The following is a 23,697-nucleotide window of genomic DNA, read 5'->3' on the forward strand; positions in this document are numbered from 1 at the left end:
ATGAAAACAGTTATAGGTATAAATAATTTAAGCAAAGTTTTTAGCACCAAAAAAAAGAAAAATGTGCACGCATTAAAGAATATAAATCTAAATGTTAAAGAACACGAATTTGTATGTATATTGGGACCTAGTGGCTCAGGGAAGTCTACTCTTTTAAGACTAATGGAAGGACTTATAAAGCCAACTAGTGGTAAAATAACGGTTATGGATAAAGAAATTAGAGAAAGTATTTTAGATACAGGGATGGTTTTTCAGGATTATTCGTTATTACCTTGGAAAAATGTAATTGACAATGTTTCATTTGGGCTAGAGTTGCGAAAGATGTCTAGAAAAGAGAGATATAAAATTTCAATAAAAATATTAGATAAATTTGGGCTAGGAGAATTTACTACTAGTTACCCACATGAGTTATCGGGAGGAATGAAGCAAAGGGTAGCTATTGCTAGGTCAATAGCCACATCGCCCAAAATACTTTATATGGATGAGCCGTTTGGGGCTCTAGATGCCTATACAAGGTTTCATATGCAAAAGGACTTAATTGATTTTTGGATTAAAGAAAAAAGGACGGTAGTTTTTGTAACTCATAGTGTAGAAGAAGCAATCTTTTTAGGAACTCGAGTTATCTTGATGAGCCCACGACCAGGAGAGATTGTGGGAGATTATAAGATTGACTTGCCATACCCTAGGAATCGGTGGAGTGAGAATTTCAAAAACTTATTTCAACAAATAATGTCCCATTTAGATGAAGTTAGTGAGCAATACAAGGTCTTATAACCCCACTCTATTTTTTAGAGTGGAGGTTGCCCATAAATTTCTTTATGCTTATAATTTGAGAAGATTATCTTATAACTCCCAAACTCTATTGATGCCATTGACATTGACGATTCTATTAATTTATCATTTTTGTTTATAATAATAACGAAATCATTTTCATAAGAAGTATTAAAAATCAACCTAAATCGTTTTATTTTGTTCAAGTGTGCTTGCAGTAATTCTTTAGTTACTAAATAGCTAAATCCATAGTTAATAGCCTCCTTTCCTGTGTATATTACTAGGGATTGGAGGCTATTAAACGATTTTATTTTACAAAAAGAGAAGAATGGTATTAAAAAATTAAAATTATTTTTTTTTAAGCTGTCCAAAGATCTTTAGAAAAAATAGATTTCAAATTATTCTAAGAGAAGAATTCAATAATTATGATAAAAAAATAATTGAAAACATAGGGGTCTACCATGGAAATATGTAATAGACCCTATATTTTGTTTTACCAAGGGACGTCAAGACTTAGAGCAAGAAATAAAGCTAAATGTAGTTGAAGCTATTAAAACTGGAAAGATTAAGCCGATAGGATTTTGGAGTTTAAAGAAGAATTTGATAATAGAAAAAACACCTAAAAAACTAGGTGTTTTTTCTATTATCAATAATGTGCATAGCACCAAACGTTAAGGTATGTTTTTTGTAATGTTTTTTTTATATGCTATGAGTTTAGCTTTACGTATGATTAGATAGATAATGGCTGTAAACGCAAATACAAAAAAAGTAAGAAAGATACCGGTCGGTCTAAAACACAAAATTAAACTAGCATAAATTATTGCCATTAATGATACCAAAATAAAAGTGTATAATTGCAATCTATATAAATCTTCTTCTTTCCCAGGGTATATCTCTGCGTACATAAAAAGAGAAGATACTTTGTTTTTATTTACAAAGGAATAAATTATGTTTATAATTGCTGCTAGAACTACCATTATCCATCCAATGTACAATACTGAATCTGTCATGGACAACACCTCTTAAAGATTGAATTTTCTATATAATAGCAAAAAACTAAAGAGGGAGTCAACCCCCTCTTTAGTTTTTTATGATGTCTATCTAATCCAAGCTCCTGTGGTAGTCAAAATACCTTTAACTAGGTAGCTATCCTCATAAACATAGTGTACAGATGAGCCATCGCTTTTGTAGTAAGCTCATAAAGGCTATCAATTAAAGAAGTGTCTTGGTTTTTAATTGTATCTAGGTATTGTGGCAAGTAGCTTTTAATTTTTTCTAACTTTAATGACATGCTCCTTTTTATAGAAACTTTTTGATATATCATAACTAGTTACAAAATCTGTGTTATAATATTATACTAATTATACTGGTAGACTCTATAACCTTAAGCTGTTTACCTATTACCTATGTAATATGTTGGGACAGAGTATTTATTTCCCTTGTAAGTAATCATAGATTCTTTAGATACGTTGTATGCCTTTAGGCGGGTGGTATAACCATCTCTTACTTGATTACTTGGAAGTGGATGTAAATACTCTTTTTCTTTTTTAAGGCGATCAACCGGCTTTTCATTTATAGCTTGAGATCTTTCATTATAAGATCGTTAGTTACTTCTTCTACAATTGATTTAAGTTCATCAGCATCTTCAAACTCATAATTATATACATCTAGTCTATTGGTTAGCTTAGCAAGTGCCTCTACTTTTCCTTTAGTTTGTGGTCTATAAGGTCTGTATGTTACAAGAAAAAATCCATAGCTTTTGCTGAACTGTTTAAACACTTTGTTAATTGCAGCTTGTTAAAACCAGTTTCTTTTCTGCGTTTGTGATTAAAGTAAATGATATATTAACAAGTTGAAACACATGATTATATGACGAAATAAGAAGTTATTTAAAGGACACTTTATCTAAGCTACCCTTCATTTACCTCTATCCTAATTTGTATAATTTTCCATTTATTAATACTACAATAAAATGTAATAGATAATCTTTATTGGTTGATTTCCCGTTAGGCCTCTCTCTTTAATAGGTAATAATAAATTTAGGGGGGAATTTTATGGCTATTAAAGAAAGACGGGTAGATGAATATGTGAAAGAAAACAAAGAATTCTTTTCGCAACCAATTGTCAAGAAGTTTTTTGAGAGTGATCCAGAGCACTCAAAGCTTTTACATGAAGCTTTAAAAGCAGAAGCGTTCGACACTACGTGTAAAGAAAGCATTGAGCTTAATAAGCGTTTTACTAGATTTTTCTTAAAGTATAGACTTGTAAGTTACATAGCCACACTTTCGCATCGTTATAGTCAATACTTTGATAAAGAAAAAAGAAAGTTTAAAAAGCGCTATCAGTTAAGTTTAAACAAGCCTGCCGGAGATAATGAAAAAGATTTGCATGTAATAGACCTAATAGAGAGCGAGAATCTCGACATGCTAGATAAAGTGTTAGATAAGACTGACTGTTTAACAGAATTAATAGCAGATGAAGTATTATTTAATGCTATTTATAAGCTAACACAAAAACAAAGAAAAGTATTATATTTGGTTATAATAGAAAACATGAAAGTAAAAGAAGTAGCTGAACATTTCAACGATAGCCCGTAAAATCTATCTAAGACCAAAAAGTCTGCGCTTTCTAAATTAAAAAAAGAAATGGGGAGAGGGTAGCGATATGTTAGAAGGAGTATTTATGGAAGCTATAGACAATATGGAGCCTAAGATAAAAAAGAGCTTAAACAATACTACGCACCAAGAACGCCAAGATTTAGAGCAAGAAATAAAACTAAAGGCAGTTGAAGCTGTCAAGACTGGGAAGATTAAGCCGATAGGATTTTGGGAGTTTAAAGAAAAGTTTGATAGTAATAAGAATAAATATGAGATAGGGGTGAAAATATCCCCTATCTCATATATTTTTAAAAGGATATAGTTTAACTTAGTAGAACATTGTATATTAACAATAATTAAATTAGAAAGGAAGATAAAATGAGTAAAAACAGGTTAGTCAAAGCTCTTATTCTTTTTATGGCTATAGGAGGTATTATAGCAGTGCGCAATGTGCATGCTGACACTTTTGGAGAGTTAATAGATTTTGAATCTATTGATGAAATAAAAAATATTAGAATTAATATTTTTACTAGTGGGGAAGAGGATGGCAAGTCAAATATTCTTGACACTGAATATAGAGAACACAATAAAGAAGTATTGAAGGATATAGTAAAAAACAATTTAGACCTAAGCATAGACTCTAGAGTGTTATATCCTCCATACCATGAAGGCGAAGAAGTATATTCATTATATATAAATTTTTTAAGAGAAGATGGGGAAAGAATCAGTAAAATTATATATATAACTGAACAAAAAATACAGGTTTTTAGCCAAAGACGTCTAGGGTATTATTTAGTAGATGATAATGAACTATTTTATGAGCTTCAAAAAGGTGATTTAAGATGGGCAAGGTAATATATACCACAGAAAGGCGACTCTATTACTGAGTCGTCTTTCTGTGGTTATCTATAGTTACATAGTAATCCAATTCTGCCCATCTCCGATTGCTACGGGTCTAACATGCGGTGTTTGTCAAGATAGTTGTCATATTAAACTAGATTTCAACCACGTTTTATTTTGTCTTGGTTAGCTCTTCATCTTTAATGGGATTTAAAGCAACATATTCAGGTAGTGACCGATCTCTCGTGTCCTTAGACCACCTTTCAGGGTGTGCATTTCTTGCTTGTTCATATGTTTGTGTTCGTTTGTTAATTATAATGGTGTCAAGGCCATTGTGCCTTTGATATGGAGTGACATACTTTAAGCCGCTGTGCAAATGATCATGGTTATACCAATGTACAAAACGCTTTACCCACTCTCGCGCCTCCTCTAGGGTTTTAAAGCCGTTAAAAGGGTGCTGAGGACGATATTTCATGGTCCTAAATAATGACTCGGAATAAGGATTGTCATTGCTTACTCGTGGCCTGGAAAAAGAGCTTTGAATGCCTAGTTTTTCTAGTGTTACTTGAAATGTTGCTGCTTTCATTGGGCTACCGTTGTCAGAATGTAGTACTAATGGCCGCCCTGCAATCTGTTGCGATAGCATTGACCATCTTCTGACTTGCTTTGATTCGCTTTTAAGCACTGTTCTTTCCAGAGCCTTATATCTTCAAGATACAACCCTTTTCGTCTACATTAGTCAGCTAATTCGGTTTCATTTAAAGCTGACGCTTCTAGCACCATATGAAACTTCTCTTCAGAAGTCCATTTTTCTTTGTGGTTGTGGACTTTTAGGTCTTTATCACTATTATTTATCCATGTATAGATAGTAGATTTAGGAACATCAAAATCCCGTGCTATTTTTGATATTGATTCATTTGACTGTTCTATTTTTTCGATAACAGAGTTAAAGTCTTTTGAATAGGGCCTATGTTTGCCGTTCGTTCTAATTTTAGACATATATTTCTCTCCTTAGATTTATTGTCGTAATTCCATTATTACATTTAATTCTATATACGACAACTAGCCTAACATATAGGGCATGATATATAAGCGAATATCCGTCTAGTGTTCTCACATATTCTTTTAATTGAATGTGCGTATAAGCACCAGAAAGCAGAGGGAGGCACCTTTCATCTATTTCTTTCACTGCCATATCTATCTCACTTGATGCTACCATTTGACCAAGTGTCCTTAGAGCTTCTATTCCAGCACCTGCAATGCCAGCTCCTATAGCAATTTTATAATTTTTAGTTTTTCCCCAGTACGCAACCAAGGCAAAAAATCCTCCTTCTACCAAATCAGAAAACCCTGGTTTTAGATAATTGTAACCGAAACTTTCCAAATCCCTAGCTAAATGTTCCAAATGTTCCTTTGTATAAACTCTTGTTCTAGTACTATGTCCTGCCATACTTGACATAATAAATCTCTCCTTTGTATTTTTTTATTTGATGCGCATCTATATAGGAAAGAGAGATTGAGTATTAAAAATCAACCTAATAAATAATTTTTTTAAAAAAAGACAAGGTTTTTAAAACTACCTTGTCTTTTTTACTGCTATAATTTACTGTTTACTATTTTTTTGTAGACTAACTATAGCTTCTGTTAAAGCATCTAACTTCTTCTCAAACCTCATTAATAGATATAGCGTAATCATAATAGGAAATCCAAAATTTCCTATTATATTTACCATATTGTTAGTGTCTAACTCCATGTAAATCCCTCCTTTTTAAAATATAAAGAGAGGATTCGTATTAAAAAGTTAACATTTTCATTATTTCTTTTTGTAAAAATAAAATCGTTTAATAACCTTCTAGACCTAGTAATATATATACAGGGGAGGGAGCAATTAACTATAGTTAGTCTTTATCATATAGTTCATTTAGTCAAAACCTTAGAACAGCAACTTTTTGCGTTTAATCGTATAGCTTGCTCCCGATTTTTAAGACTTTAATAACAAACAAAAAGTTTCCAAGGTATGTGTAAAGGCATAGGGGTTAGGGATTGTTGATAAAAAAAGGACTTTCCAAGCGACTGTCGAAATATTCATGTAACACTAAAGTTAATCGTGATCCTATGTCAAGGAAATCAATAACGTATAAGTTTTTTTCACGAAAATCTCTTTTTTGAAACTTGTTAAACATTATGTCAATGATATCCTATCCATTTATTGTATTAATTAAGTTTAAAGGTAGATGTGATTGTGCAAATATGATAAATTTTTAGTAATGAAAGCTAGACTATGGGGATAAAGGGGGTATCTTTATGCACTTAATAGATATTATTTTTTTACTCATTGGGATTGGTATTTTTGTACAAATATGCTTAACTTTAACTAAACAGAAGAAGTATGCTAAAGGGACTGATACTATTATTCCTGGAGTTATGCCTTACTATATATCGATGTTTTTCTCAATTGCTGCTTTAGTTGCTATACTGTATTTAGTTCTTTTTCAGCATATGCACTGGACAATGGGTTTATGGTTTGTTGCGTTAATCCTACTAACAATACAGCCTAATAAAATTAACTTTGAAGGCATTTTTGCTAAAGGAAGATTTTATCTTTGGAAAGAAATAGATAGAATAGTTATTTCCAAAAACTCTACAGTATTAAAAGTTAATCTAGTAAAAAAAAGATTTCCAAGTAAAGTAAGTGTATCAGTTAAACCTGAAAAAATTAAAGAAATAGTTTCACATTTAGAAAATAAGCCAGTAAAAATAGAAAAGTTAGATTAAAAGCGTTAATGGTGGTGACTAGGCTCATATTGATTAAAAATAATAAATCCAGTAGAGGTTAGGTTATATAACTCTACTGGATTTATTATTTTAGGTGCTGTACTTAGATATCAAGGATTTTACCGTCTGTTGAAATTGTTACAACCTGCCAAGGAATGAGTTTTCCGCTATTTTTAAGTGCTGTTTTAACGGCATTCTCAATTCCGCCGCAGCAAGGAACTACCATTCTTGCTACGGTTAAAGATTTGATATTATTAGATTTAAGGATAGCAGTAATTTTTTCACTGTAATCTCCTTCATCAAGTTTTGGACAGCCGATTAGTGTTATTTTATTTTTCATCAATTTATTATGAAAATTGCCATACGCAAATGCTGTGCAGTCGGCAGCAATTAAAAGGTTAGCATCCTCAAAGTAAGGAGCGTTTGGTGGAACAAGCTTGATTTGGACTGGCCACTGATTTAGCTGGTTTTTTACGGGTGAAGAATTTTCTTCTTTAGTTTCACTGGTTGTTTCCCGGTTTAGAGCCTTAGAATGAGTGCCTGGGCATCCACATGCTAGGTTTTTTGGTTGTTTGTTATCAGTGCTTTTCTTTGGAGCATCTTTAGTAAAAGTTGGTGCTTCCCTTTCCTCAAAACTTATAGCATTGGTTGGGCAGACCGGTAAGCAGTTTCCTAGCCCATCACAATAATCATCACGAAGCAGTTTGGCTTTTCCGTCTACCATGCCGATTGCCCCTTCTTGACAGGCTGAGACACATTGCTTGCAGCCTATACATTTATCTTCATCTATTTTTATTGTTTGTCTTGTCATTTTAAAATCCTCCCTTGTTTGATATGTTAGTAATAGTATATTATAATAAAAACAATCTTGCTGTTGTATTTGCAACAAAAGGGGGAAGTGATGGAAAAATATATTAAATTACTAGAAAAAAATGATTTGTTCAAAGGATTTAATTCAAAAGATTTGGAAGATATTTTAGGTTACCTATCTGCTAAAGTTGTAATCTATAAAAAAAATGATGTTATATTGCTTCAAGGTGATCCTGTTAGTTTTGTTGGGATAGTTATATCAGGTGCTATTCAAGTTATAAAAGAAGATATTGGAGGTAATATATCTATCTTAGCTCATTTTGGCAGTAATGATATTTTTGCAGAAACATTTGCTTGTGCTTATATTAAGGAAAGTCCTGTAACGGTAGAAGCCAAAGAGGACTGCGAAATAATGTTTATTAATTTTAAAAAACTTATCAAAGATTGTCATAAAAGTTGTACTTTCCATTCAAGGTTGGTAGAAAACATGCTTTCTCTGATTGCAAGAAAAAATATCTTATTGAACCAAAAAAATGAGATATTATCAAAACGAACAACAAGAGAGAAACTGTTAACTTACTTTAGTGGACAAATAAAAAAATCCCATTCAAGAAGGTTTTCAATTCCGTATAGTAGAGAGGGGCTTGCAAATTACCTTTGTGTAGATAGAAGTGCATTGTCTCGTGAACTATCTAAAATGCGGGATGAAGGATTAATCAAATTCAAAAAGAATGAATTTGAAGTTCTTTTCAGCAATTCTTGAACATCTACATGTTTTTACCATTAAAGGAAACAAGTATAGAAGTGAGAGTCAACAGCTAGCAAAGCTCTATTGTTTTAGCTACATTCAGCGCAGAGAAAGGAATAAAAAAGAAACAGAATAATAACTAGTTGTCCCCGAAAGGGGATTTTTTGCATTTAGGGTTAAGAAACCTGAAAAGTAGTATTGATTTGATATAGCGCTATTCACATTTTTTGACAAAAATATCCCCCATGGAGGCTTGTGCAAAAAAAAACTTACTATATACTAATAGAGGAGAAAAAATCAAAAGGTTGACACAACAGGGTTAAAGAGATTTTTCGAAGGTTGGTGTTTTTTTTGGCAGAATACATACTTAAAAGATGCCTACATCTGATTTTTGTACTTTTTGGGGTATCTTTACTGACATTCAGTTTGAGTCATTTAATACCAGGGGATCCAGCTGAAATAATTCTTAAGGATATGGGAGTGGAAGCCACCGAAAAGGAAGTTGAATCTTTAAGAGAAGAACTGGGGCTCAATGAACGCTTTTTAGTTCAATATAAAAACTGGCTGAAAAATGCTTTAAAGGGCGACTTAGGGCAATCTTTCAGAACAGGCGGTGATGTGGCAGAAGAAATACGAGTAAGGCTTCCTGCTACAATTATTCTAACATTGGGTGCTACATTTATAATGATTGTGATATCATTGCCATTGGGAATTTTATCTGCAATTTATAAAAATACATGGATTGATCATCTTAGTCGTGGTATTGCGTTAATAGGTGCTTCTATGCCTTCATTTTGGTTGGCACTAATTTTGATGTATATTTTGGCAGTAAGGCACCCTATTTTCCCAGTGATGGGTAGGGGAAGCTTAAGTCACTTATTTTTGCCTGCTTTTACACTTGGCGCAGGAATGGCTACAACATTTGCTAGGTTAATAAGGGCGAGTATGTTAGAAGTTTTAGGAGAAGATTATATTTTGGCAGCTAGGTCAAGGGGCCTTAAAGAAAACATTGTAATTGTAAATAACGCTTTAAAAAGTGCCTTACTCCCAGTAATAACTAGTTTCGGCATGAGCTTTGGGCATTTATTAGGTGGGACTGTAATTATAGAAAATATCTTTGCTTGGCCAGGTGTAGGAAATTTTTTGGTTGAGTCTATATATGGAAGAGACTATCCAGTGATACAGGGGTATGTACTATGGATGTCTATAATATTTGTTTTTGTGAATCTGATTGTAGATATATCCTATAAGTTTTTGGATCCAAGAGTTTCTTTAGGGAGGAAGAGTTAGATGGCTCATGATATAGAACTAGCTGAAAAGAAGAAAATGATAGTCAAAGATAAGCTAGCAATATTGGGAGCTATAATCTTAGCCTTTGTCGCTATAACTGCCATTATTGGACCATGGATCGTGAACACAGATCCCTATGAAACTGACTTAGGGATAAGGCTGAATCCACCTGACCCAGATTATTTAATGGGCACAGACCATTTGGGACGGTGTATTTTTACCCGGGTATTGTTTGGAGCAAGAGTCTCTATTTCAATATCAATAGCTGTGTTAGCAGTTTCGCTATCAGTTGGAGTTTTTATAGGAGTTTTAGCAGGTTATGCAGGTGGGTTTGTAGATACTATAATTATGCGCATTATAGATATTCTCCTGGCTTTTCCAGGACTAATTTTAGCTATGGCAATAGCAGGGATACTGGGTCCCAGTCTTATAAATACAATGATTGCAGTTGTGGTAGTGAGCTGGGTGGGCTATGCAAGGATTACAAGGGCAATGGTTTTATCGGCGAAAGAAAAAGATTATGTAAAAATGGCTAGGATATGTGGGACACCTCATTTTTTAATAATAGTTAGACATATTATACCAAACATCATATCCCCTATAATTGTCCTGGCTACGTTAGATGTAGGATCAACCATTCTTAGAATTGCAGGATTGTCTTTTTTAGGTTTGGGAGCTCAACCACCTACAGCAGAATGGGGAGCAATGATTAACGATGGTAGAGCTTTTATGCAAACAGCTCCATGGGTGATGTTTTTCCCAGGACTTGCTATTTTATCGGTGGTTGTAGGTTTTAACTTGCTTGGAGATGGTTTGCGTGATTTATACGATCCTAAGGATATATAGGCAAGCTAACTAAAAAGGAGAAAGATATATGGAAACTTTATTAGACATAAAAAACTTATCAATAGCCTTTGGTAACGACCTAAATCAACAGGTGAGAGTGGTTAGTGATGCCAATATTCAGCTTAGATATGGAGAAATTTTAGGGATAGTAGGGGAAAGCGGTTGCGGCAAAACCACACTTGCTAGGTGCATATTGGGGTTATTACCTCCTAGTGGAAAAGTAGTTGGTGGGGAAATTGATTTTTGCGGAAAAGATTTGCTAAAGCTTGACAAAGATTCAAAAAGGGAAATTAGAGGTAAAGAGGTGGGAATGATTTTTCAAGATTCCATGGCAGCCTTAAATCCTGTAAGAAAAATTGGTGTTCAATTTACAGAGACTCTTACCGCACGGATGGGTATAAATAAAGTGCAGGCGAAAGCAATGGCCATAGAACTACTGACAAAAGTAAAATTAAGTAATCCTACGGAAATTATGGGCAGGTATTCATTTCAACTAAGTGGTGGTATGAGGCAAAGAGTGATGATTGCTATGGCATTGGCTTTAAAACCTAGACTTTTGATAGCTGACGAACCAACTACTGCTTTAGATGTAACAGTACAGGCGCAGATTTTAAAGGAAATGTATAGCTTAAAGGAACAATTTGGAACAAGTATCATATTGGTTTCACATAATTTAGGAGTTGTATATCAGGTTGTAGATACAATTGCAGTGATGTATGCAGGAACAGTTGTAGAATATGGGGCAAGTAGTGAAATTTTTAATAAACCAAATCATCCATATACAAAAGCGTTAATAGGTTCTGTACCTTCCCTAAAAGAGAGTCAGGAAGAACTTATATCTATAGCAGGAACACCTCCGATGTTACATAGTTTACCAGATGGTTGTGTTTTCCACCCCAGGTGTAGATTTGCCAGCTCTATTTGTAGGCTTAAAAAACCAAATAACATACAAACAGTTACAGGGGTGCAGGTGGCATGCCATAAAGTAAAACAATCAGCTGCCAAAGAAGGGGAGGGTAATATTGCCTAGCTTTCAATGTAATTGTGAAATTGCAAATAATGAAATATTATTAGAAACAGTTAATTTACAAAAAAAGTTTATAATTAAAGATGCCTTTTTTTGGGGTAAAAATAAAACCTTAATGGCAGTTGATGACGTTTCAATTATTATAAAAAATGGTCAAACTTTAGGGCTAGTAGGTGAAAGTGGGTGTGGCAAGAGCACTTTAGGTAAAATGATTTTAAGGGCTGAGCAACCTACAGAAGGAAAAATAATATTTAATGGCCAGGAAATTACTTATTTAAAAGGGGAAAAATTAAGAAACATCAGGAGAAATATACAAGGTATATTTCAAGATGCAGATGCTTCGTTAAACCCTAGAATGAAGATAGAGCGAATTATACAAGAACCTTTGTTAAATTTTAGAGTTGGTAGCAAAGCACAGCAAAGAAAAAATATTATTGAACTACTTCAGACAGTGGGATTGCCTGAATTTGTTTTAAATAGATATCCTCATCAACTTAGCGGGGGACAAAAACAAAGAGTCGCTATTGCTAGGGCACTTACGTTAAAGCCCAAACTGATTTTGTGTGATGAAGTTACTGCTAGCTTAGATGTGTCAATTCAGGCTCAGGTGCTTAATCTGTTGAAAAAATTTAAAGATGATTTTGGTTTATCATATCTATTTATTTCTCATGATATAGCAGCAGTGAAATATATCAGTGATGAAATAGCTGTAATGTATCTAGGTAAGATTGTTGAAGTTATTAAAAGTGAGAACTTAGTTAAAAAAGCTCAACATCCATATACACAAGCATTACTAAAAGCTATCCCTATAGCAGAGGGTGATAAAGCTTTGTTAAAAAGGCAGCAACTTATGGGAGAACCCCCAAATCCTATGGGCATTGGTAGAGGTTGTAGGTTTAGAACTCGATGCCATTGTGCCGAAAAAATTTGTGATAGTGAAGAACCAAAGTTAAAAAAAATAAGCAGTGACCATCAAGTTGCTTGCCATTTTGTGAAAATGCAAGGGTCATCTGATGACCATAAAAATAATAAATAGAAAAGGGGATACAAAAATGAAGAAGATAAAAGTCAAAAAATGGTTTGCCGTTACAACTGTAATAATGCTTATGGCAGGAATCTTTCTAACAGGCTGTGGTGGAGAAGAAAATACAACACAGCAAAAGGAACAAAAACTGGTTATAGGTGTTGGTCGTGATTTTTACCAAGGCTCAGCTGACCCTACTTATTTGCATGGTAGTACCAATGTATGGGAGTCTTTAACTTATTTAGATGACCAACTAGAGCCAGTAGGACAGTTGGCGGAATCTTGGGATGTTTCAGATGATGGGAAAACATGGATATTTAACCTGCGTCAGGGAGTAGTTTTTCACGATGGAACAGATTTTAATGCTGAAGTTGCCGTTTATAATCTTGAAAGATTAATAAATCATCCTAGAAAAGGAAATACAGCATTGACATATGGGGATATCAGCAATATAGAAGCTATATCAGATTATCAGCTAGAAATAACCCATAACACGCCTGTGCCAGAATTCCCTAGAAGACTGGCTTATCATGAAAGCCCAATGTTTAGCTTAAACTCGTTTGATGAAAATGACGATATAATTGAGCCAATAGCTACAGGACCATTTATTTTTAAAGAGTATGTTACCGATGAGTCTATAACTTTAGAGAAGAACCTAAACTACTGGGGGGAGCAACCGACATTAGAAAAAGTTGTTTTTAAATTTATTGCTGATCCTAATACAAGGGTAGCAGCTTTGCAAAGTGGAGAAGTAGATGCATTATCCGATGTGGGAGCAGTTATGCCAGAGCAGGCATCAATTATAGAAAACAGTGATGATTTGAAATTAAAGTCTAAATTGGTAGGAACCACACACTACTTATTTTTCAATAAAAATAACATTTTCCAAGATGATAACTTGATACAATCTGTAAGCTATTCTTTGGATCGTGAGTTATTAGTAGAAACAGTGCTAGAAGGGTATGGAGTTCCGGCTGAGAGTGTTATAACCCCGGTAGCTGTCAACTGGTTAAACAAAGATGTGGCGCCTGTTTATGATATAGAGAAAGCAAAGGATTTAGCAGCAGAATCATTAGGAGATGAACAAGTAGATGTTAATATACTTCTCAACTCAGGGATATCCAGCAGATGGCCTTATAGAACCATTGCTGAGCTTTTGCAAGATGATTTAAGCGAATTAAACATGAATGTAAACATTGAAATGGTAGATGGAGGAGAATGGGGTAATAGACTAGAGGAAGGTGATTATGATATAACTATAGGTCCTTTTACACTGATGACTGGTGAGCCTAATGTGTTTTTTAGTACCCATATGTATTCTGAAGGAAACCTAAATAAAAGTAGGAGCTATGGTTATAATAGCGTCCATGCTGATAAACTAATAACAAAAGCTGCTGTAGAAACAGACTATGATATAAGGTACGATATGTACTTAGAGTTGCAGGAGATAGCTTCTCAAGAGGGACCATTAGTGCCAATATACCATGATGTAACTTTATATGCAGTTAACGAAAAAGTTCATAATTTTGAGCTAGATGTTAATTTTAAACCAAACCTGAAGGCAGTTGAAATAAAATGATAGAAAATGAGATACTATATGCCAACGAAGCTTGGGCAAAAGCGCTGAAGTCTGCCCCATATTTTAAGATGAGAATACGTACAGAACAAGAAATTAAAGAATATTGGGACAAAATTGCCGACAAGTTTGACAGTAATATGTTGGGGTTAGAAGAAGATAGGGTCAACAGGGTTATGGAGCAATTAATTAAGAATAAGTACATTACTGGGGCATCAAATATTCTCGACTTAGGTAGCGGGACTGGCGCCTATACAATCCCAATGGCAGAGAGAGCAAATAATGTTACTGCTTTGGATAGTTCAAAAGAGATGTGTAATATATTAAGTGATAAGGCTAAAAACAAAAACTTAACAAACATTCAAATAAAATCAGAATCATGGGAAAATGTGGATTTAAAAAAAGAAAATCTTAATAAAAGATTTGACTTGGTTTTTTCTTCACTAAACCCCGGAGTCAAGAATATGGAAACTTTAAAAAAGATGAATGAGGCCTCAACAAAACATTGTTGTTTAATTTCAACTTCTGGTGCTGTAGAAGACAGTACTAGAACTGTAGTTGGCGAATTATTATTGGGGGAAAACTTAAAAAGTGAACGGGCCAATGATGTGATTTATCCCTTTTATATACTTTATAACTTAGGCTATTCACCTAAAATGGAGTATATTGATATAACGTTTGTTAAAGAAAAAGAGCCCAAAGAAGCTATTACATCAATATGCGATTCGTTTTGGCTTTACACCGATATAACAGCACAGGTAAAAAGCACTATCAGTGATTATGTCTATGAAAACTTGATAGATGGCAGATTTAAATCAAAAACTAAAATGAAATTAGGGATGGTTTATTGGACTGTAGGGTAATAGTCGTACTAAAAGTAAACAGCAAAACTCTGGCGATAAGTATCGTCAGAGTTTTGCTGTGAACATGAAAGCAAATATAAAGGAAGCTAATTAGCAGTTATCTACTAATTAGAGCTTGAACTAAATAAAATCGTGATATATAATCTATAAAGGTGTTATATAATGTGCTATTTCATGATAAACCGTTTAAATTTAAGAAGTGTTGTAAGAAAGTTAGGAAAGTAAAATAACATAGCAACGAGAGGAAGAGGACAACTGTGTGCCAAGACAACAAAAGTATTCCACATAAACACAAACACCAAAATACTAAAGCAGTAATAAATAGACTATCTAGAGCTTCAGGGCACCTTGACTCTGTTAAGCGTATGGTTGAGGATGGTCAAGATTGCAGTTATGTGTTGATTCAGTTATCAGCAGTTATTTCAGCGCTAAATAATACAGGAAAAGTAATTTTAAAAGATCACTTAGAACACTGCATTGTTCATGCCGTAGAAACAGGTGATCAAGAAACACTTGACCAGCTATATAATGCAATTGACCAATTCATTAAGTAATATGCTTTAACTTTCTATTTTCCCCTGAAAAATAGCAAGCTAAAGTTAAATAATAATATAGAATATTTTATAACCACCCTAGAAATGGGTGGTTATTTTTGCGTGGAATCATATTTCATTGGCTTTACTACTAAACTGACTGTAAAGGAATCATTTGGAGGTGGAACACAATAATATTCGACAAAAGCTCGGTTGTTTGATAATCAGTGAGAAAGAAAGCTTTACTTTATCTCTTTTAGGTAATTATAGATACTATATCTTGAAACGTTAAGTTTTTCAGAAATTACGGGGATGCTTTTTTGAACAGAAAAAACACCTTTTTGGTCTAGGTATTTTACTACTTGAATTCTATCTTTTTTACTCATTAAAGCCACTGGTTTACCAATCTTTTTTACTGCCTCATCAAAAGCTTCCTCTAGCATCTGATCACTTATGGATTGCTCTTCGATGACCTCATGGATGTTATCTCCCACATTCAGAAAATCTTCTAAATTTAATTTTAAATAGGATAAATTAGTGTAATCGTAGTTGATTCCAATAGCAAAATGATAATTTTCATTTTTTACGTGAAAGGTAGAACTTTTTAAATGTCTGTTGTCTTTGGTGGTAGCGGCACAATTTACTAAATCTGTACCATTAAAAAACTCACTTACATCTTTTTGACCTAAAACTTTAAAAGGATCTCCTACTTTTCTATTTGTAACATGACTATTTTTTATGTAAACGATGGACTGTTCAAAATTTTCCATATCATGGACTACTACTTCACAGTTTTTTCCCATCATTTGAGTTAGACCATCTGCCAATCTTTTTAAAAAGTTTAAGCACTCCTGTTCATCCATACTGCAATTGGCCTCCTTATCTTTTATTCTTATATAATAACACAATATTTTTATATAATACAGTCTATTAAACAATTTATATAAAACTTAAACAAACTGTTGACAAATTAGAAAAATTAAACTAGACTTATATTTAAGAAAACTGCATAGTTTTCAAAATAATGGAGGTGTAGTTATGGGAAAAAGCTATATGGCAGAACCTTATAAGATTAAGGTGGTGGAAAAGATAGGTGTAACCACCAGAGAACAGAGGGAAGAGGCGATAAAAAAAGCTGGCTACAATACCTTTTTACTTGACTCTCAAGATGTTTATATCGATTTATTAACTGATAGTGGCACCAACGCGATGAGTGATGACCAATGGGCTGGGTTAATGAAAGGTGATGAAGCCTATGCTGGCTCTAAAAACTTTAAAACTTTAAAGAATGCTGTTCAGGATTTGATGGGTTTTGAGTATGTAGTGCCAACTCATCAAGGCAGAGGTGCTGAAAATATTCTTTCTCAGATAACTATTAAAGAAGGGGACTATGTTCCTGGAAATATGTACTTTACCACAACTAGAGCGCATCAAGAGATGAACGGGGCAACCTTTAGAGATGTTGTTATAGATGAAGCCCATGATTCTACTTATGAACATCCTTTTAAGGGAAACGTGGATTTAGATAAATATCAAGCACTGATTGATGAAGTGGGGGCAGATAAGATTCCTTATATTTGTCTAGCGGTAACTGTTAACTTAGCAGGTGGTCAGCCTGTGTCCATGGAAAACATCAAGGCGGTTGCAGAAATATCCAGAAAAAATGGTATCTTAGTAATGATGGATTGCACTAGATTTGTTGAAAATGCTGCTTTTATAAAAGAAAGAGAAGAAGGTTATCAAGACAAATCTATAAAAGAGATAGTAAAAGAAATGTTTAGTTATGCAGATGGAGCAACAATGTCAGGGAAAAAAGACGGGCTAGTTAATATAGGAGGATTTTTAGCGTTAAATGATCCAGATCTTTATACAAAAGCAACAGCCCTTGTTGTTGTTTTTGAAGGAATGCCTTCTTATGGCGGAATGACAGGAAGGGATATGGAAGCCATTGCTATTGGGCTTTATGAGTCTTGTGAATACAATTATATTAGCCACCGTCTAGAACAAGTGAGATATTTAGGGAAAAAGCTAGAAGAAGCCGGCGTGCCTATTGTTAAACCGATAGGTGGGCATGCAGTGTTCTTAGACGCGAAGGAATTTTATGACCATATCCCCCAAGATGAGTTTCCAGCTCAGACACTGGCTGCAAACCTGTATGTAGAGTCGGGGGTGCGAAGTATGGAACGTGGAATTGTTTCAGCTGGTAGAAATAAAGAAGGTAACCACTATTATCCGAAATTAGAGCTGGTAAGGTTAACTATTCCAAGAAGGGTTTATACTTATGCTCATTTAGATGTAGTAGCTGATTCTGTGATAGAGCTATATAAAAATCGTAAAAATGCTAAAGGCTTAAAATTTGTTTATGAGCCACCGGTATTGAGATTCTTTACTGCACGATTTGAGCTTTTGAAATAGAAAAGGCAAAAAAGACAAATAACTTATTAAAAAATCCTAAGCTAAAAAGCTTGGGATTTTTTAATTTGTCATAGTAAGTAATAAGGAATTTTGACAGTCCCTAAAGTTGCTGTAGCGGTACAAAAAAACATGGCGTAGAAATAACTTTAAAACCTAAGCTTAGCTTTTAAAGTATATTAATTATAGTTAAAACTAGCGGTTTCATAAAGCAAGGATGAATCTTATTAATGTTATTTAAGGAACTACTTCCAATTGATAACAATTCCCCACTTATGTCTATAAAAGATAAATAATTGATACAAATTACCAACCGCTTGACCTAAATTTCGAAATATAAATATATTTCTAAAAAACATTTTAGCCCTGCCATGCATTAAAGTGCACAAAATAGTTGCAAATTTGCAAGCTATGAAAAAGTTGGCATACTTATTGCACTAATGTTTAGTAGCAAAGTTTACGCTTAACAAATATAAATATACTTTATAGGTCATAAAAGTGTTGTAAATTTGGACCACTCAAGGAGGTGAATGTAAGATTTTTTTATAAGAATAAAGGAAAAAAATATAAAAGGGGGAATATTTTAATGAAAGATAACTTAAAAGGAGAACTAATTTCAGAGTTTATAGGTACTTTTATCTTACTATTTTTTGGTGCTGGTTCTGTAGCTACCTTGGTGCTTTTAGGACAATCATATAACTTATGGGATATAGCTTTGATATGGGGCCTTGCTGTAACTATGGCTATTTATATCACAGGAGCAGTTTCAGGCACACACATTAATCCAGCTGTAACCATTGCTCAGGCAATTTTTAGGGGGTTTCCGTGGAAAAAGGTTATTCCTTATATTATAGCTCAAGTAGCTGGGGCATTTGCAGGTGCAGCTGCAGTTTTCGGGTTGTATAGTAAATCTTTTTTAGAGTTTGAAACTGCTTCAAATATGGTAAGAGGAAGTGCAGAGAGTATATCAACAGCTGGTATCTTCTCAACTTACCCACAACCATATTTATCCAATTTTCACGCATTGTTTGTAGAAATTTTAATTACTGCCATGCTTCTAATGGTTATTTTTGCAGTGACTGATGATAAAAATTCAAATGCACCTAAAGGAAGGTATGCACCATTTGCAGCAGTGTTAATTGGACTAACAATAGCAATAATTGGAGGAGCGTTTGGAGACTTAACAGGTTTTGCTATGAATCCTGCAAGAGATTTTGGCCCTAAGCTGTTTAAATTTATTGCAGGTTGGGGAGAAGTGGCATTACCAGGTCCGAACGGTTATTTTTGGGTTCCTATTGTAGGACCGATAATTGGTGGAATTTTAGGTGGATTTTTATATGAAAATGCTGTTGGTAAATTTATAAAGGGGAGCGAAAAGCAAGAAGAAAGTGTTGTAGAATCTGAAACTAAAGCAATGTAGAAAAATAATTTAAAGAAATAAAATAGGAGGGTAAAGTATGAGTAAAAAGTATATTTTAGCGCTAGATCAGGGAACTACAAGTTCAAGGGCGATTTTATTCAATCATGATGGTAAAATAATTAACGTGGCTCAAAAGGAGTTTACACAAATATACCCAAAAGCTGGTTGGGTTGAGCACGATGCTATGGAAATATGGGGTAGTCAATCAGGTGTAGCAAGAGAAGTTTTAGAAACACAAGGTGTTTCGCCTGAAGATATTGCTGCAATTGGTATAACTAATCAAAGAGAGACTACAGTAGTATGGGATAAAAACACTGGAGAGCCTGTATATAATGCTATTGTATGGCAGTGTCGCAGGACTGCTGACATTTGTGATGGCTTAAAAGAAAAAGGGCTAGAGGAGTATATTAGAAATAACACTGGATTAGTTGTAGATGCTTATTTTTCAGGGACTAAAATAAAATGGATTTTAGACAATGTAGAGGGTGCAAGAGAAAGAGCGGAGAGAGGCGAACTTCTTTTTGGTACTATTGACACGTGGTTGATATGGAACTTAACTAGGGGTCAAGTTCATGTTACTGACTACTCAAATGCATCAAGAACCATGCTATATAACATCAAAGATTTAAAATGGGATGATAAAATTTTAGATGAGCTAGGAATTCCTAAATCAATGTTGCCAGAAGTGAAGCCTTCAAGTGAAGTATATGGAACTACTGATCCTAAAACATTTGGTGGAGCAAAAATTCCTATAGCAGGTGCTGCTGGAGACCAACAATCAGCACTATTTGGGCAGGCTTGTTTTGAGCCTGGGATGGCTAAAAACACTTATGGTACAGGATGTTTTATGTTAATGAACACCGGTGAAAAATTTGTTCCATCTAACAATGGACTTCTTACTACTCTTGCATGGGGAGCCGATGGCAAAGTTGAATATGCTTTAGAAGGTAGTATTTTTGTAGCAGGAGCTTCTGTTCAATGGTTAAGAGATGAGCTTAAAATAATCAGAGATGCTGAAGACAGTGAATACTTAGCAACAAAAGTAGCTGACTCCAATGGTGTATATGTAGTGCCGGCATTTGTGGGAATGGGAGCACCTTACTGGGATATGTATGCCAGGGGCACTATCGTTGGATTAACTCGTGGAGCAAAGGCTGAACATATTGTTAGAGCAACCCTTGAGTCTATTGCCTATCAGACAAGGGATGTTTTAGAAGCTATGGAAGAAGACGCTGGTATGGAGCTAAAAACACTAAAAGTTGACGGAGGAGCAGTTGCTAATAACTTCTTAATGCAGTTCCAATCTGATATATTAGGTGCAACAGTTGATAGACCAGAAGTTACAGAAACCACAGCGCTAGGAGCGGCATATCTAGCTGGTCTTGCCGTTGGGTTCTGGGAAAGCAAAGAAGATATAGCAGCAAAATGGAAAATCGACAACAAGTTTGTGGCAAATATGGGCGAAGACAAAAAAGAAAAATTATACGCTGGATGGAAACGTGCTGTTGATAGATCAATGAAATGGGCTCAAGAAGAATAAATAAATCAAAAAAATGAGACAAAGTAATTTTGTCTCATTTTTTTAACGTAATTAGCAATAGCAAGAGATATTTAGATTTTTATCTGTCGTGTAACAAAAGTACTATAGTATAAATTTCACATAATTTATATAGAACCTGAAAAAACTATTATTACTTTGTAACCTTTATAGCCTAAGGGGAACTTCGAAATATGGGATTTTGTTTTTATCTATTATCTTTAGGTAGTTAGTTGGTATATATTCGTATATTTTTAGGATAATTTATAAAGTCTAAATAAAACTCTCTAATCTTTTATAGAACAAATTTGTAAAGTATTTAAAACAATTCTAAAAATATAAACAGGTAAGTTATAAAAAAAGAAGTATATAAACCAAATAAATGCCAAAGGCTTGACATCGAAACTGATGTTGAGCTTTTATTTTTTCTTCTTTGTTTCCCAAGTGCTAAAAAATAATCAAAAAGTTGATACTTTTTAAATGCAGATACGTCATTATATATGGGAGGTTAAAGGATAAGTGACTATAATAGAGAAGTAAACAATAAGGATGCACTTATTATTAAGAGGAATTTATGTTGTTCTCAAGCTTTGCTGGGTTGGATTTTTTTATGCAGAACAATTAGAAGTAAATCCAAGGTTTTCGTCTTAGGCCCGGGATGCTATTGTTTTTGAATTTTATATCAGGGCGTTATGAAGTTTTGAATGGTCTATAGAGAATTAATTTCAAGGGAGCATCATATTGTAATTGTTATCAGCTAACGGTGGTGTTTTGAAATTACATACAAGCATATTTATTAAAGGGTATTAGCTTCGAAGCACGAAAAATACTATTATACTATTTTAGTAATCCGGAGGGTGGTAAAATGGATATGGAAAAAAGGATAGACTTAATTTTTGCAAAGTGGCAACAGGGGCTTTGCCCTGGCGGGCAGGTTGTTGTAAGAAAAGATGGGCAAACAATTTATAATAAAAACTATGGCTATGCAAGTCTTGAGCATAGTATACCCATTACCAGGCAAACATCTTTCCATGTAGCATCGGTTTCAAAGCAAATAACAGTTATGTGCGTGCTTTTGTTGGAAGAGGATGGAAAATTATCCATAGATGACGATGTTAGGGAGTATGTATCTGAGTATATTGGGTTTGATGAACCAGTAACACTTAGGCAAATGATAAACAATGTAAGTGGTATAAGAGATCAGTGGGAGCTTTTAGGCCTAAGTGGTGTAAGGATAGTTGACACAATAACTCAAAAAGATGCTTTAACTTTAATTAGGAAGCAAAAGAAACTTAACTTTGAGCCTGAGACAAACTGGTTGTACAGCAATTCTAATTTTACTTTGTTAGCAGAAGTTGTAGAGAGGGTGTCTGGAAAAACTCTTAATGAATTTGCAACGGAGAGGATATTTAAACCGTTAGGTATGGGGAACACCTTTTTTAAGGATAATTACTGGGAACTGATTTCAAATAAAGCTAACTCCTACTATGATACAGGTGCAGATGGATTTGTTTGCAGTGTTCTTAACTATGGAACATATGGTGCTACAGCTTTAAACACTACAGCGGATGATTTTGCTTTATGGATGGATAATTTTAAAAAATCAACAATTTGTACTGACAGCACGATCAAAACTATGCTAACGCCAGCAAAACTAAAAAATGGCAAAGAAAGTAACTATGCTGGTGGGCTATTTGTGGGAGAGCACAAGGGGCATAAGTATATCGAGCATGGGGGAGCAGATGCTGCATACCGTAGTGCTATAGTTCGTTTTACAGAGGAAGATGTAGATATAATCGTGTTTTCAAATACACAGAATATAATGATGAAAGATGCTGCTTTTTCGATAGCCAATGTAATCTTTGGAAGTGGCGAAAAACCAAAAAGAAAACAAGGCAATTATTATAAAGAAATTGAAGTAACTGATCCAGATGGTTTTTATTTTCCCACAGAATGTGAACCTATTATGGCACTGAAAATAATTACAAAAAACGGAAAGTTACATTTGGAAAATCCTTATGGGTTATCACCTCTAATTCCAATAGCAGGAAACCAATTTAAAGTTGAGCACCTTAATTCAGAACTATATTTTGGTAAAAATAGTTTCTTAAAAACGAAAGAAAAGACTATACCACTTACACAGCTAAAACCATTTACACCTTTGGATAGTGTTCAATATGAAGGAAAATACCAAAGTGATGAGTTGGACACATTTTACAATATAGTAGAGAAAGACAAGATTTTATACATTTCCCATCCAAGAAATGGTCAGCAAAAATTATATCAGGTTGAGGATAATAAATTTGTGATAAGTTCAACCTTTACATTTATTGTAGAGTTTATAAAGAACGAAGGTAAAATAACTGGCTTAAGATTTAGCGGAAATAGAGCTAAAAAAATCGACTTTGTTAGACATGAAATTTAAAGTAAATGCTTATATTAGTCCATTAACTCTTAGAAAAACAAAACTTTCCTGAGAGTTAATGGACTTTTTTATGATATAAGTGTATCTTAGTAATAAATGGGAAAGGAGTTTGCTTATAACGGGGAACAAATAGTTCCCTCTCAATGGATCACAGACGCAATAACTGCACTTTTATCCACCTTCTAGATATGGTTTCGACTATG

Annotated in this window: 26 protein-coding genes; 17 read left to right on the forward strand and 9 right to left on the reverse strand. The window is 34.0% G+C overall.

The window, feature by feature from the left end; genetic code table 11:
• Complete coding sequence (locus PRVXT_RS03200; RefSeq protein WP_350344244.1) at positions 1 to 774, forward strand: ABC transporter ATP-binding protein; 774 nt, start codon at positions 1 to 3, stop codon at positions 772 to 774.
• A 668-nt stretch (positions 775 to 1,442) separates the two neighbouring features.
• Here the strand turns inward: PRVXT_RS03200 and PRVXT_RS03205 are convergent.
• The 3 genes from PRVXT_RS03205 to PRVXT_RS03215 form a co-directional block, all read right to left on the reverse strand.
• A complete protein-coding gene (locus tag PRVXT_RS03205) occupies positions 1,443 to 1,781 on the reverse strand; it encodes a hypothetical protein (RefSeq protein ID WP_350344245.1) in 339 nt (112 codons plus the stop codon).
• Between the two features lie 128 nt (positions 1,782 to 1,909).
• Entirely contained in the window at positions 1,910 to 2,062 is a 153-nt protein-coding gene (locus tag PRVXT_RS03210) for a hypothetical protein (RefSeq protein ID WP_350344246.1), read from the reverse strand.
• 281 nt (positions 2,063 to 2,343) lie between these two features.
• Entirely contained in the window at positions 2,344 to 2,550 is a 207-nt protein-coding gene (locus PRVXT_RS03215) for a hypothetical protein (protein ID WP_350344247.1), read from the reverse strand.
• A 275-nt stretch (positions 2,551 to 2,825) separates the two neighbouring features.
• Between PRVXT_RS03215 and PRVXT_RS03220 the strand changes: the two genes are divergently transcribed.
• From PRVXT_RS03220 to PRVXT_RS03230, 3 genes are all read left to right on the forward strand, one after another.
• Entirely contained in the window at positions 2,826 to 3,368 is a 543-nt protein-coding gene (locus tag PRVXT_RS03220; RefSeq protein WP_350344248.1) for a hypothetical protein, read from the forward strand.
• 67 nt (positions 3,369 to 3,435) lie between these two features.
• Positions 3,436 to 3,690, forward strand: a complete 255-nt coding sequence (locus PRVXT_RS03225) for a hypothetical protein (RefSeq protein WP_350344249.1) — start codon at positions 3,436 to 3,438, stop codon at positions 3,688 to 3,690.
• Positions 3,691 to 3,746: 56 nt separating this feature from the next.
• Positions 3,747 to 4,223, forward strand: coding sequence for a hypothetical protein (locus PRVXT_RS03230; protein WP_350344250.1), 477 nt, complete (start codon positions 3,747 to 3,749; stop codon positions 4,221 to 4,223).
• Positions 4,224 to 4,380: 157 nt separating this feature from the next.
• Here the strand turns inward: PRVXT_RS03230 and PRVXT_RS03235 are convergent, their stop codons facing one another.
• The 4 genes from PRVXT_RS03235 to PRVXT_RS03250 form a co-directional block, all read right to left on the reverse strand.
• Positions 4,381 to 4,794 (reverse strand): integrase core domain-containing protein, encoded by a 414-nt coding sequence (locus PRVXT_RS03235; protein ID WP_350344251.1) that lies wholly within the window; start codon positions 4,792 to 4,794, stop codon positions 4,381 to 4,383.
• A gap of 149 nt (positions 4,795 to 4,943) precedes the next feature.
• The gene (locus tag PRVXT_RS03240) at positions 4,944 to 5,207 is read right to left on the reverse strand and encodes a hypothetical protein (RefSeq protein ID WP_350344252.1); all 264 of its coding nucleotides are present in this window, start codon (positions 5,205 to 5,207) and stop codon (positions 4,944 to 4,946) included.
• The gene (locus PRVXT_RS03245) at positions 5,200 to 5,667 is read right to left on the reverse strand and encodes a hypothetical protein (protein ID WP_350344253.1); all 468 of its coding nucleotides are present in this window, start codon (positions 5,665 to 5,667) and stop codon (positions 5,200 to 5,202) included. The genes PRVXT_RS03240 and PRVXT_RS03245 overlap by 8 nt, the downstream gene beginning before the upstream one ends.
• Positions 5,668 to 5,811: 144 nt before the next feature.
• Positions 5,812 to 5,961 carry a YvrJ family protein gene (locus tag PRVXT_RS03250; RefSeq protein ID WP_350344254.1) on the reverse strand — a complete coding sequence of 50 codons (150 nt, stop codon included), beginning with the start codon at positions 5,959 to 5,961 and terminating at the stop codon, positions 5,812 to 5,814.
• 551 nt (positions 5,962 to 6,512) lie between these two features.
• Between PRVXT_RS03250 and PRVXT_RS03255 the strand changes: the two genes are divergently transcribed.
• Positions 6,513 to 6,983 carry a hypothetical protein gene (locus PRVXT_RS03255; RefSeq protein ID WP_350344255.1) on the forward strand — a complete coding sequence of 157 codons (471 nt, stop codon included), beginning with the start codon at positions 6,513 to 6,515 and terminating at the stop codon, positions 6,981 to 6,983.
• Between the two features lie 103 nt (positions 6,984 to 7,086).
• Here PRVXT_RS03255 and PRVXT_RS03260 read toward each other — a convergent pair whose 3' ends face one another.
• Entirely contained in the window at positions 7,087 to 7,794 is a 708-nt protein-coding gene (locus tag PRVXT_RS03260) for an ATP-binding protein (protein ID WP_350344256.1), read from the reverse strand.
• 90 nt (positions 7,795 to 7,884) lie between these two features.
• Here PRVXT_RS03260 and PRVXT_RS03265 point away from each other — a divergent pair, with 90 nt between their 5' ends.
• The 8 genes from PRVXT_RS03265 (at position 7,885) to PRVXT_RS03300 (ending at position 15,721) form a co-directional block, all read left to right on the forward strand.
• On the forward strand, positions 7,885 to 8,556 hold the full coding sequence (locus PRVXT_RS03265; protein WP_350344257.1) for a Crp/Fnr family transcriptional regulator: 672 nt from the start codon (positions 7,885 to 7,887) through the stop codon (positions 8,554 to 8,556).
• 327 nt (positions 8,557 to 8,883) lie between these two features.
• The gene (gene nikB, locus PRVXT_RS03270) at positions 8,884 to 9,831 is read left to right on the forward strand and encodes a nickel ABC transporter permease (RefSeq protein ID WP_350344258.1); all 948 of its coding nucleotides are present in this window, start codon (positions 8,884 to 8,886) and stop codon (positions 9,829 to 9,831) included.
• Complete coding sequence (gene nikC / locus PRVXT_RS03275) at positions 9,832 to 10,677, forward strand: nickel transporter permease (RefSeq protein WP_350344259.1); 846 nt, start codon at positions 9,832 to 9,834, stop codon at positions 10,675 to 10,677.
• A gap of 28 nt (positions 10,678 to 10,705) precedes the next feature.
• Complete coding sequence (locus PRVXT_RS03280; RefSeq protein ID WP_350344260.1) at positions 10,706 to 11,707, forward strand: ABC transporter ATP-binding protein; 1,002 nt, start codon at positions 10,706 to 10,708, stop codon at positions 11,705 to 11,707.
• Positions 11,700 to 12,740 carry an ABC transporter ATP-binding protein gene (locus PRVXT_RS03285; protein WP_350344261.1) on the forward strand — a complete coding sequence of 347 codons (1,041 nt, stop codon included), beginning with the start codon at positions 11,700 to 11,702 and terminating at the stop codon, positions 12,738 to 12,740. The genes PRVXT_RS03280 and PRVXT_RS03285 overlap by 8 nt, the downstream gene beginning before the upstream one ends.
• Before the next feature lie 16 nt (positions 12,741 to 12,756).
• Complete coding sequence (locus PRVXT_RS03290) at positions 12,757 to 14,307, forward strand: ABC transporter substrate-binding protein (protein WP_350344262.1); 1,551 nt, start codon at positions 12,757 to 12,759, stop codon at positions 14,305 to 14,307.
• Positions 14,304 to 15,167 (forward strand): methyltransferase domain-containing protein, encoded by an 864-nt coding sequence (locus PRVXT_RS03295; RefSeq protein ID WP_350344263.1) that lies wholly within the window; start codon positions 14,304 to 14,306, stop codon positions 15,165 to 15,167. Before PRVXT_RS03290 ends, PRVXT_RS03295 begins: the two co-directional genes overlap by 4 nt.
• Positions 15,168 to 15,424: 257 nt before the next feature.
• A complete protein-coding gene (locus tag PRVXT_RS03300; protein WP_350344264.1) occupies positions 15,425 to 15,721 on the forward strand; it encodes a metal-sensing transcriptional repressor in 297 nt (98 codons plus the stop codon).
• Between the two features lie 221 nt (positions 15,722 to 15,942).
• Here the strand turns inward: PRVXT_RS03300 and PRVXT_RS03305 are convergent, their stop codons facing one another.
• Entirely contained in the window at positions 15,943 to 16,563 is a 621-nt protein-coding gene (locus PRVXT_RS03305; protein WP_350344265.1) for a helix-turn-helix transcriptional regulator, read from the reverse strand.
• Between the two features lie 175 nt (positions 16,564 to 16,738).
• Between PRVXT_RS03305 and PRVXT_RS03310 the strand changes: the two genes are divergently transcribed.
• From PRVXT_RS03310 to PRVXT_RS03325, 4 genes are all read left to right on the forward strand, one after another.
• Positions 16,739 to 18,115, forward strand: coding sequence for a tyrosine phenol-lyase (locus tag PRVXT_RS03310; protein ID WP_350344266.1), 1,377 nt, complete (start codon positions 16,739 to 16,741; stop codon positions 18,113 to 18,115).
• 583 nt (positions 18,116 to 18,698) lie between these two features.
• Positions 18,699 to 19,532: an MIP/aquaporin family protein gene (locus tag PRVXT_RS03315; protein ID WP_350344267.1), complete on the forward strand. Its 834-nt coding sequence runs from the start codon at positions 18,699 to 18,701 to the stop codon at positions 19,530 to 19,532.
• Between the two features lie 37 nt (positions 19,533 to 19,569).
• Positions 19,570 to 21,072: a glycerol kinase GlpK gene (gene glpK / locus PRVXT_RS03320; RefSeq protein ID WP_350344268.1), complete on the forward strand. Its 1,503-nt coding sequence runs from the start codon at positions 19,570 to 19,572 to the stop codon at positions 21,070 to 21,072.
• Between the two features lie 862 nt (positions 21,073 to 21,934).
• Positions 21,935 to 23,494, forward strand: a complete 1,560-nt coding sequence (locus PRVXT_RS03325; RefSeq protein ID WP_350344269.1) for a serine hydrolase domain-containing protein — start codon at positions 21,935 to 21,937, stop codon at positions 23,492 to 23,494.
• Positions 23,495 to 23,697: the final 203 nt, after the last annotated feature.

This window comes from Proteinivorax tanatarense (assembly GCF_040267685.1).
In the GTDB taxonomy this organism is placed as follows: domain Bacteria; phylum Bacillota; class Proteinivoracia; order Proteinivoracales; family Proteinivoracaceae; genus Proteinivorax; species Proteinivorax tanatarense.

What these genes read in the sequence shown, in the direction of transcription:
- PRVXT_RS03315 (WP_350344267.1), top strand. Translation starts at nt 18,699, where the DNA reads ATGAAAGATAACTTAAAAGGAGAACTAATTTCAGAGTTTATAGGTACT.
- PRVXT_RS03200 (WP_350344244.1), top strand. Translation starts at nt 1, where the DNA reads ATGAAAACAGTTATAGGTATAAATAATTTAAGCAAAGTTTTTAGCACC.
- PRVXT_RS03235 (WP_350344251.1), bottom strand. Translation starts at nt 4,794, where the DNA reads ATGAAAGCAGCAACATTTCAAGTAACACTAGAAAAACTAGGCATTCAA.
- PRVXT_RS03240 (WP_350344252.1), bottom strand. Translation starts at nt 5,207, where the DNA reads ATGTCTAAAATTAGAACGAACGGCAAACATAGGCCCTATTCAAAAGAC.
- PRVXT_RS03325 (WP_350344269.1), top strand. Translation starts at nt 21,935, where the DNA reads ATGGATATGGAAAAAAGGATAGACTTAATTTTTGCAAAGTGGCAACAG.
- nikC (WP_350344259.1), top strand. Translation starts at nt 9,832, where the DNA reads ATGGCTCATGATATAGAACTAGCTGAAAAGAAGAAAATGATAGTCAAA.
- PRVXT_RS03280 (WP_350344260.1), top strand. Translation starts at nt 10,706, where the DNA reads ATGGAAACTTTATTAGACATAAAAAACTTATCAATAGCCTTTGGTAAC.
- PRVXT_RS03265 (WP_350344257.1), top strand. Translation starts at nt 7,885, where the DNA reads ATGGAAAAATATATTAAATTACTAGAAAAAAATGATTTGTTCAAAGGA.
- PRVXT_RS03250 (WP_350344254.1), bottom strand. Translation starts at nt 5,961, where the DNA reads ATGGAGTTAGACACTAACAATATGGTAAATATAATAGGAAATTTTGGA.
- PRVXT_RS03260 (WP_350344256.1), bottom strand. Translation starts at nt 7,794, where the DNA reads ATGACAAGACAAACAATAAAAATAGATGAAGATAAATGTATAGGCTGC.
- PRVXT_RS03305 (WP_350344265.1), bottom strand. Translation starts at nt 16,563, where the DNA reads ATGGATGAACAGGAGTGCTTAAACTTTTTAAAAAGATTGGCAGATGGT.
- PRVXT_RS03220 (WP_350344248.1), top strand. Translation starts at nt 2,826, where the DNA reads ATGGCTATTAAAGAAAGACGGGTAGATGAATATGTGAAAGAAAACAAA.
- PRVXT_RS03245 (WP_350344253.1), bottom strand. Translation starts at nt 5,667, where the DNA reads ATGTCAAGTATGGCAGGACATAGTACTAGAACAAGAGTTTATACAAAG.
- PRVXT_RS03225 (WP_350344249.1), top strand. Translation starts at nt 3,436, where the DNA reads ATGTTAGAAGGAGTATTTATGGAAGCTATAGACAATATGGAGCCTAAG.
- PRVXT_RS03205 (WP_350344245.1), bottom strand. Translation starts at nt 1,781, where the DNA reads ATGACAGATTCAGTATTGTACATTGGATGGATAATGGTAGTTCTAGCA.
- PRVXT_RS03255 (WP_350344255.1), top strand. Translation starts at nt 6,513, where the DNA reads ATGCACTTAATAGATATTATTTTTTTACTCATTGGGATTGGTATTTTT.
- glpK (WP_350344268.1), top strand. Translation starts at nt 19,570, where the DNA reads ATGAGTAAAAAGTATATTTTAGCGCTAGATCAGGGAACTACAAGTTCA.
- PRVXT_RS03210 (WP_350344246.1), bottom strand. Translation starts at nt 2,062, where the DNA reads ATGTCATTAAAGTTAGAAAAAATTAAAAGCTACTTGCCACAATACCTA.
- PRVXT_RS03290 (WP_350344262.1), top strand. Translation starts at nt 12,757, where the DNA reads ATGAAGAAGATAAAAGTCAAAAAATGGTTTGCCGTTACAACTGTAATA.
- PRVXT_RS03295 (WP_350344263.1), top strand. Translation starts at nt 14,304, where the DNA reads ATGATAGAAAATGAGATACTATATGCCAACGAAGCTTGGGCAAAAGCG.
- PRVXT_RS03310 (WP_350344266.1), top strand. Translation starts at nt 16,739, where the DNA reads ATGGGAAAAAGCTATATGGCAGAACCTTATAAGATTAAGGTGGTGGAA.
- PRVXT_RS03230 (WP_350344250.1), top strand. Translation starts at nt 3,747, where the DNA reads ATGAGTAAAAACAGGTTAGTCAAAGCTCTTATTCTTTTTATGGCTATA.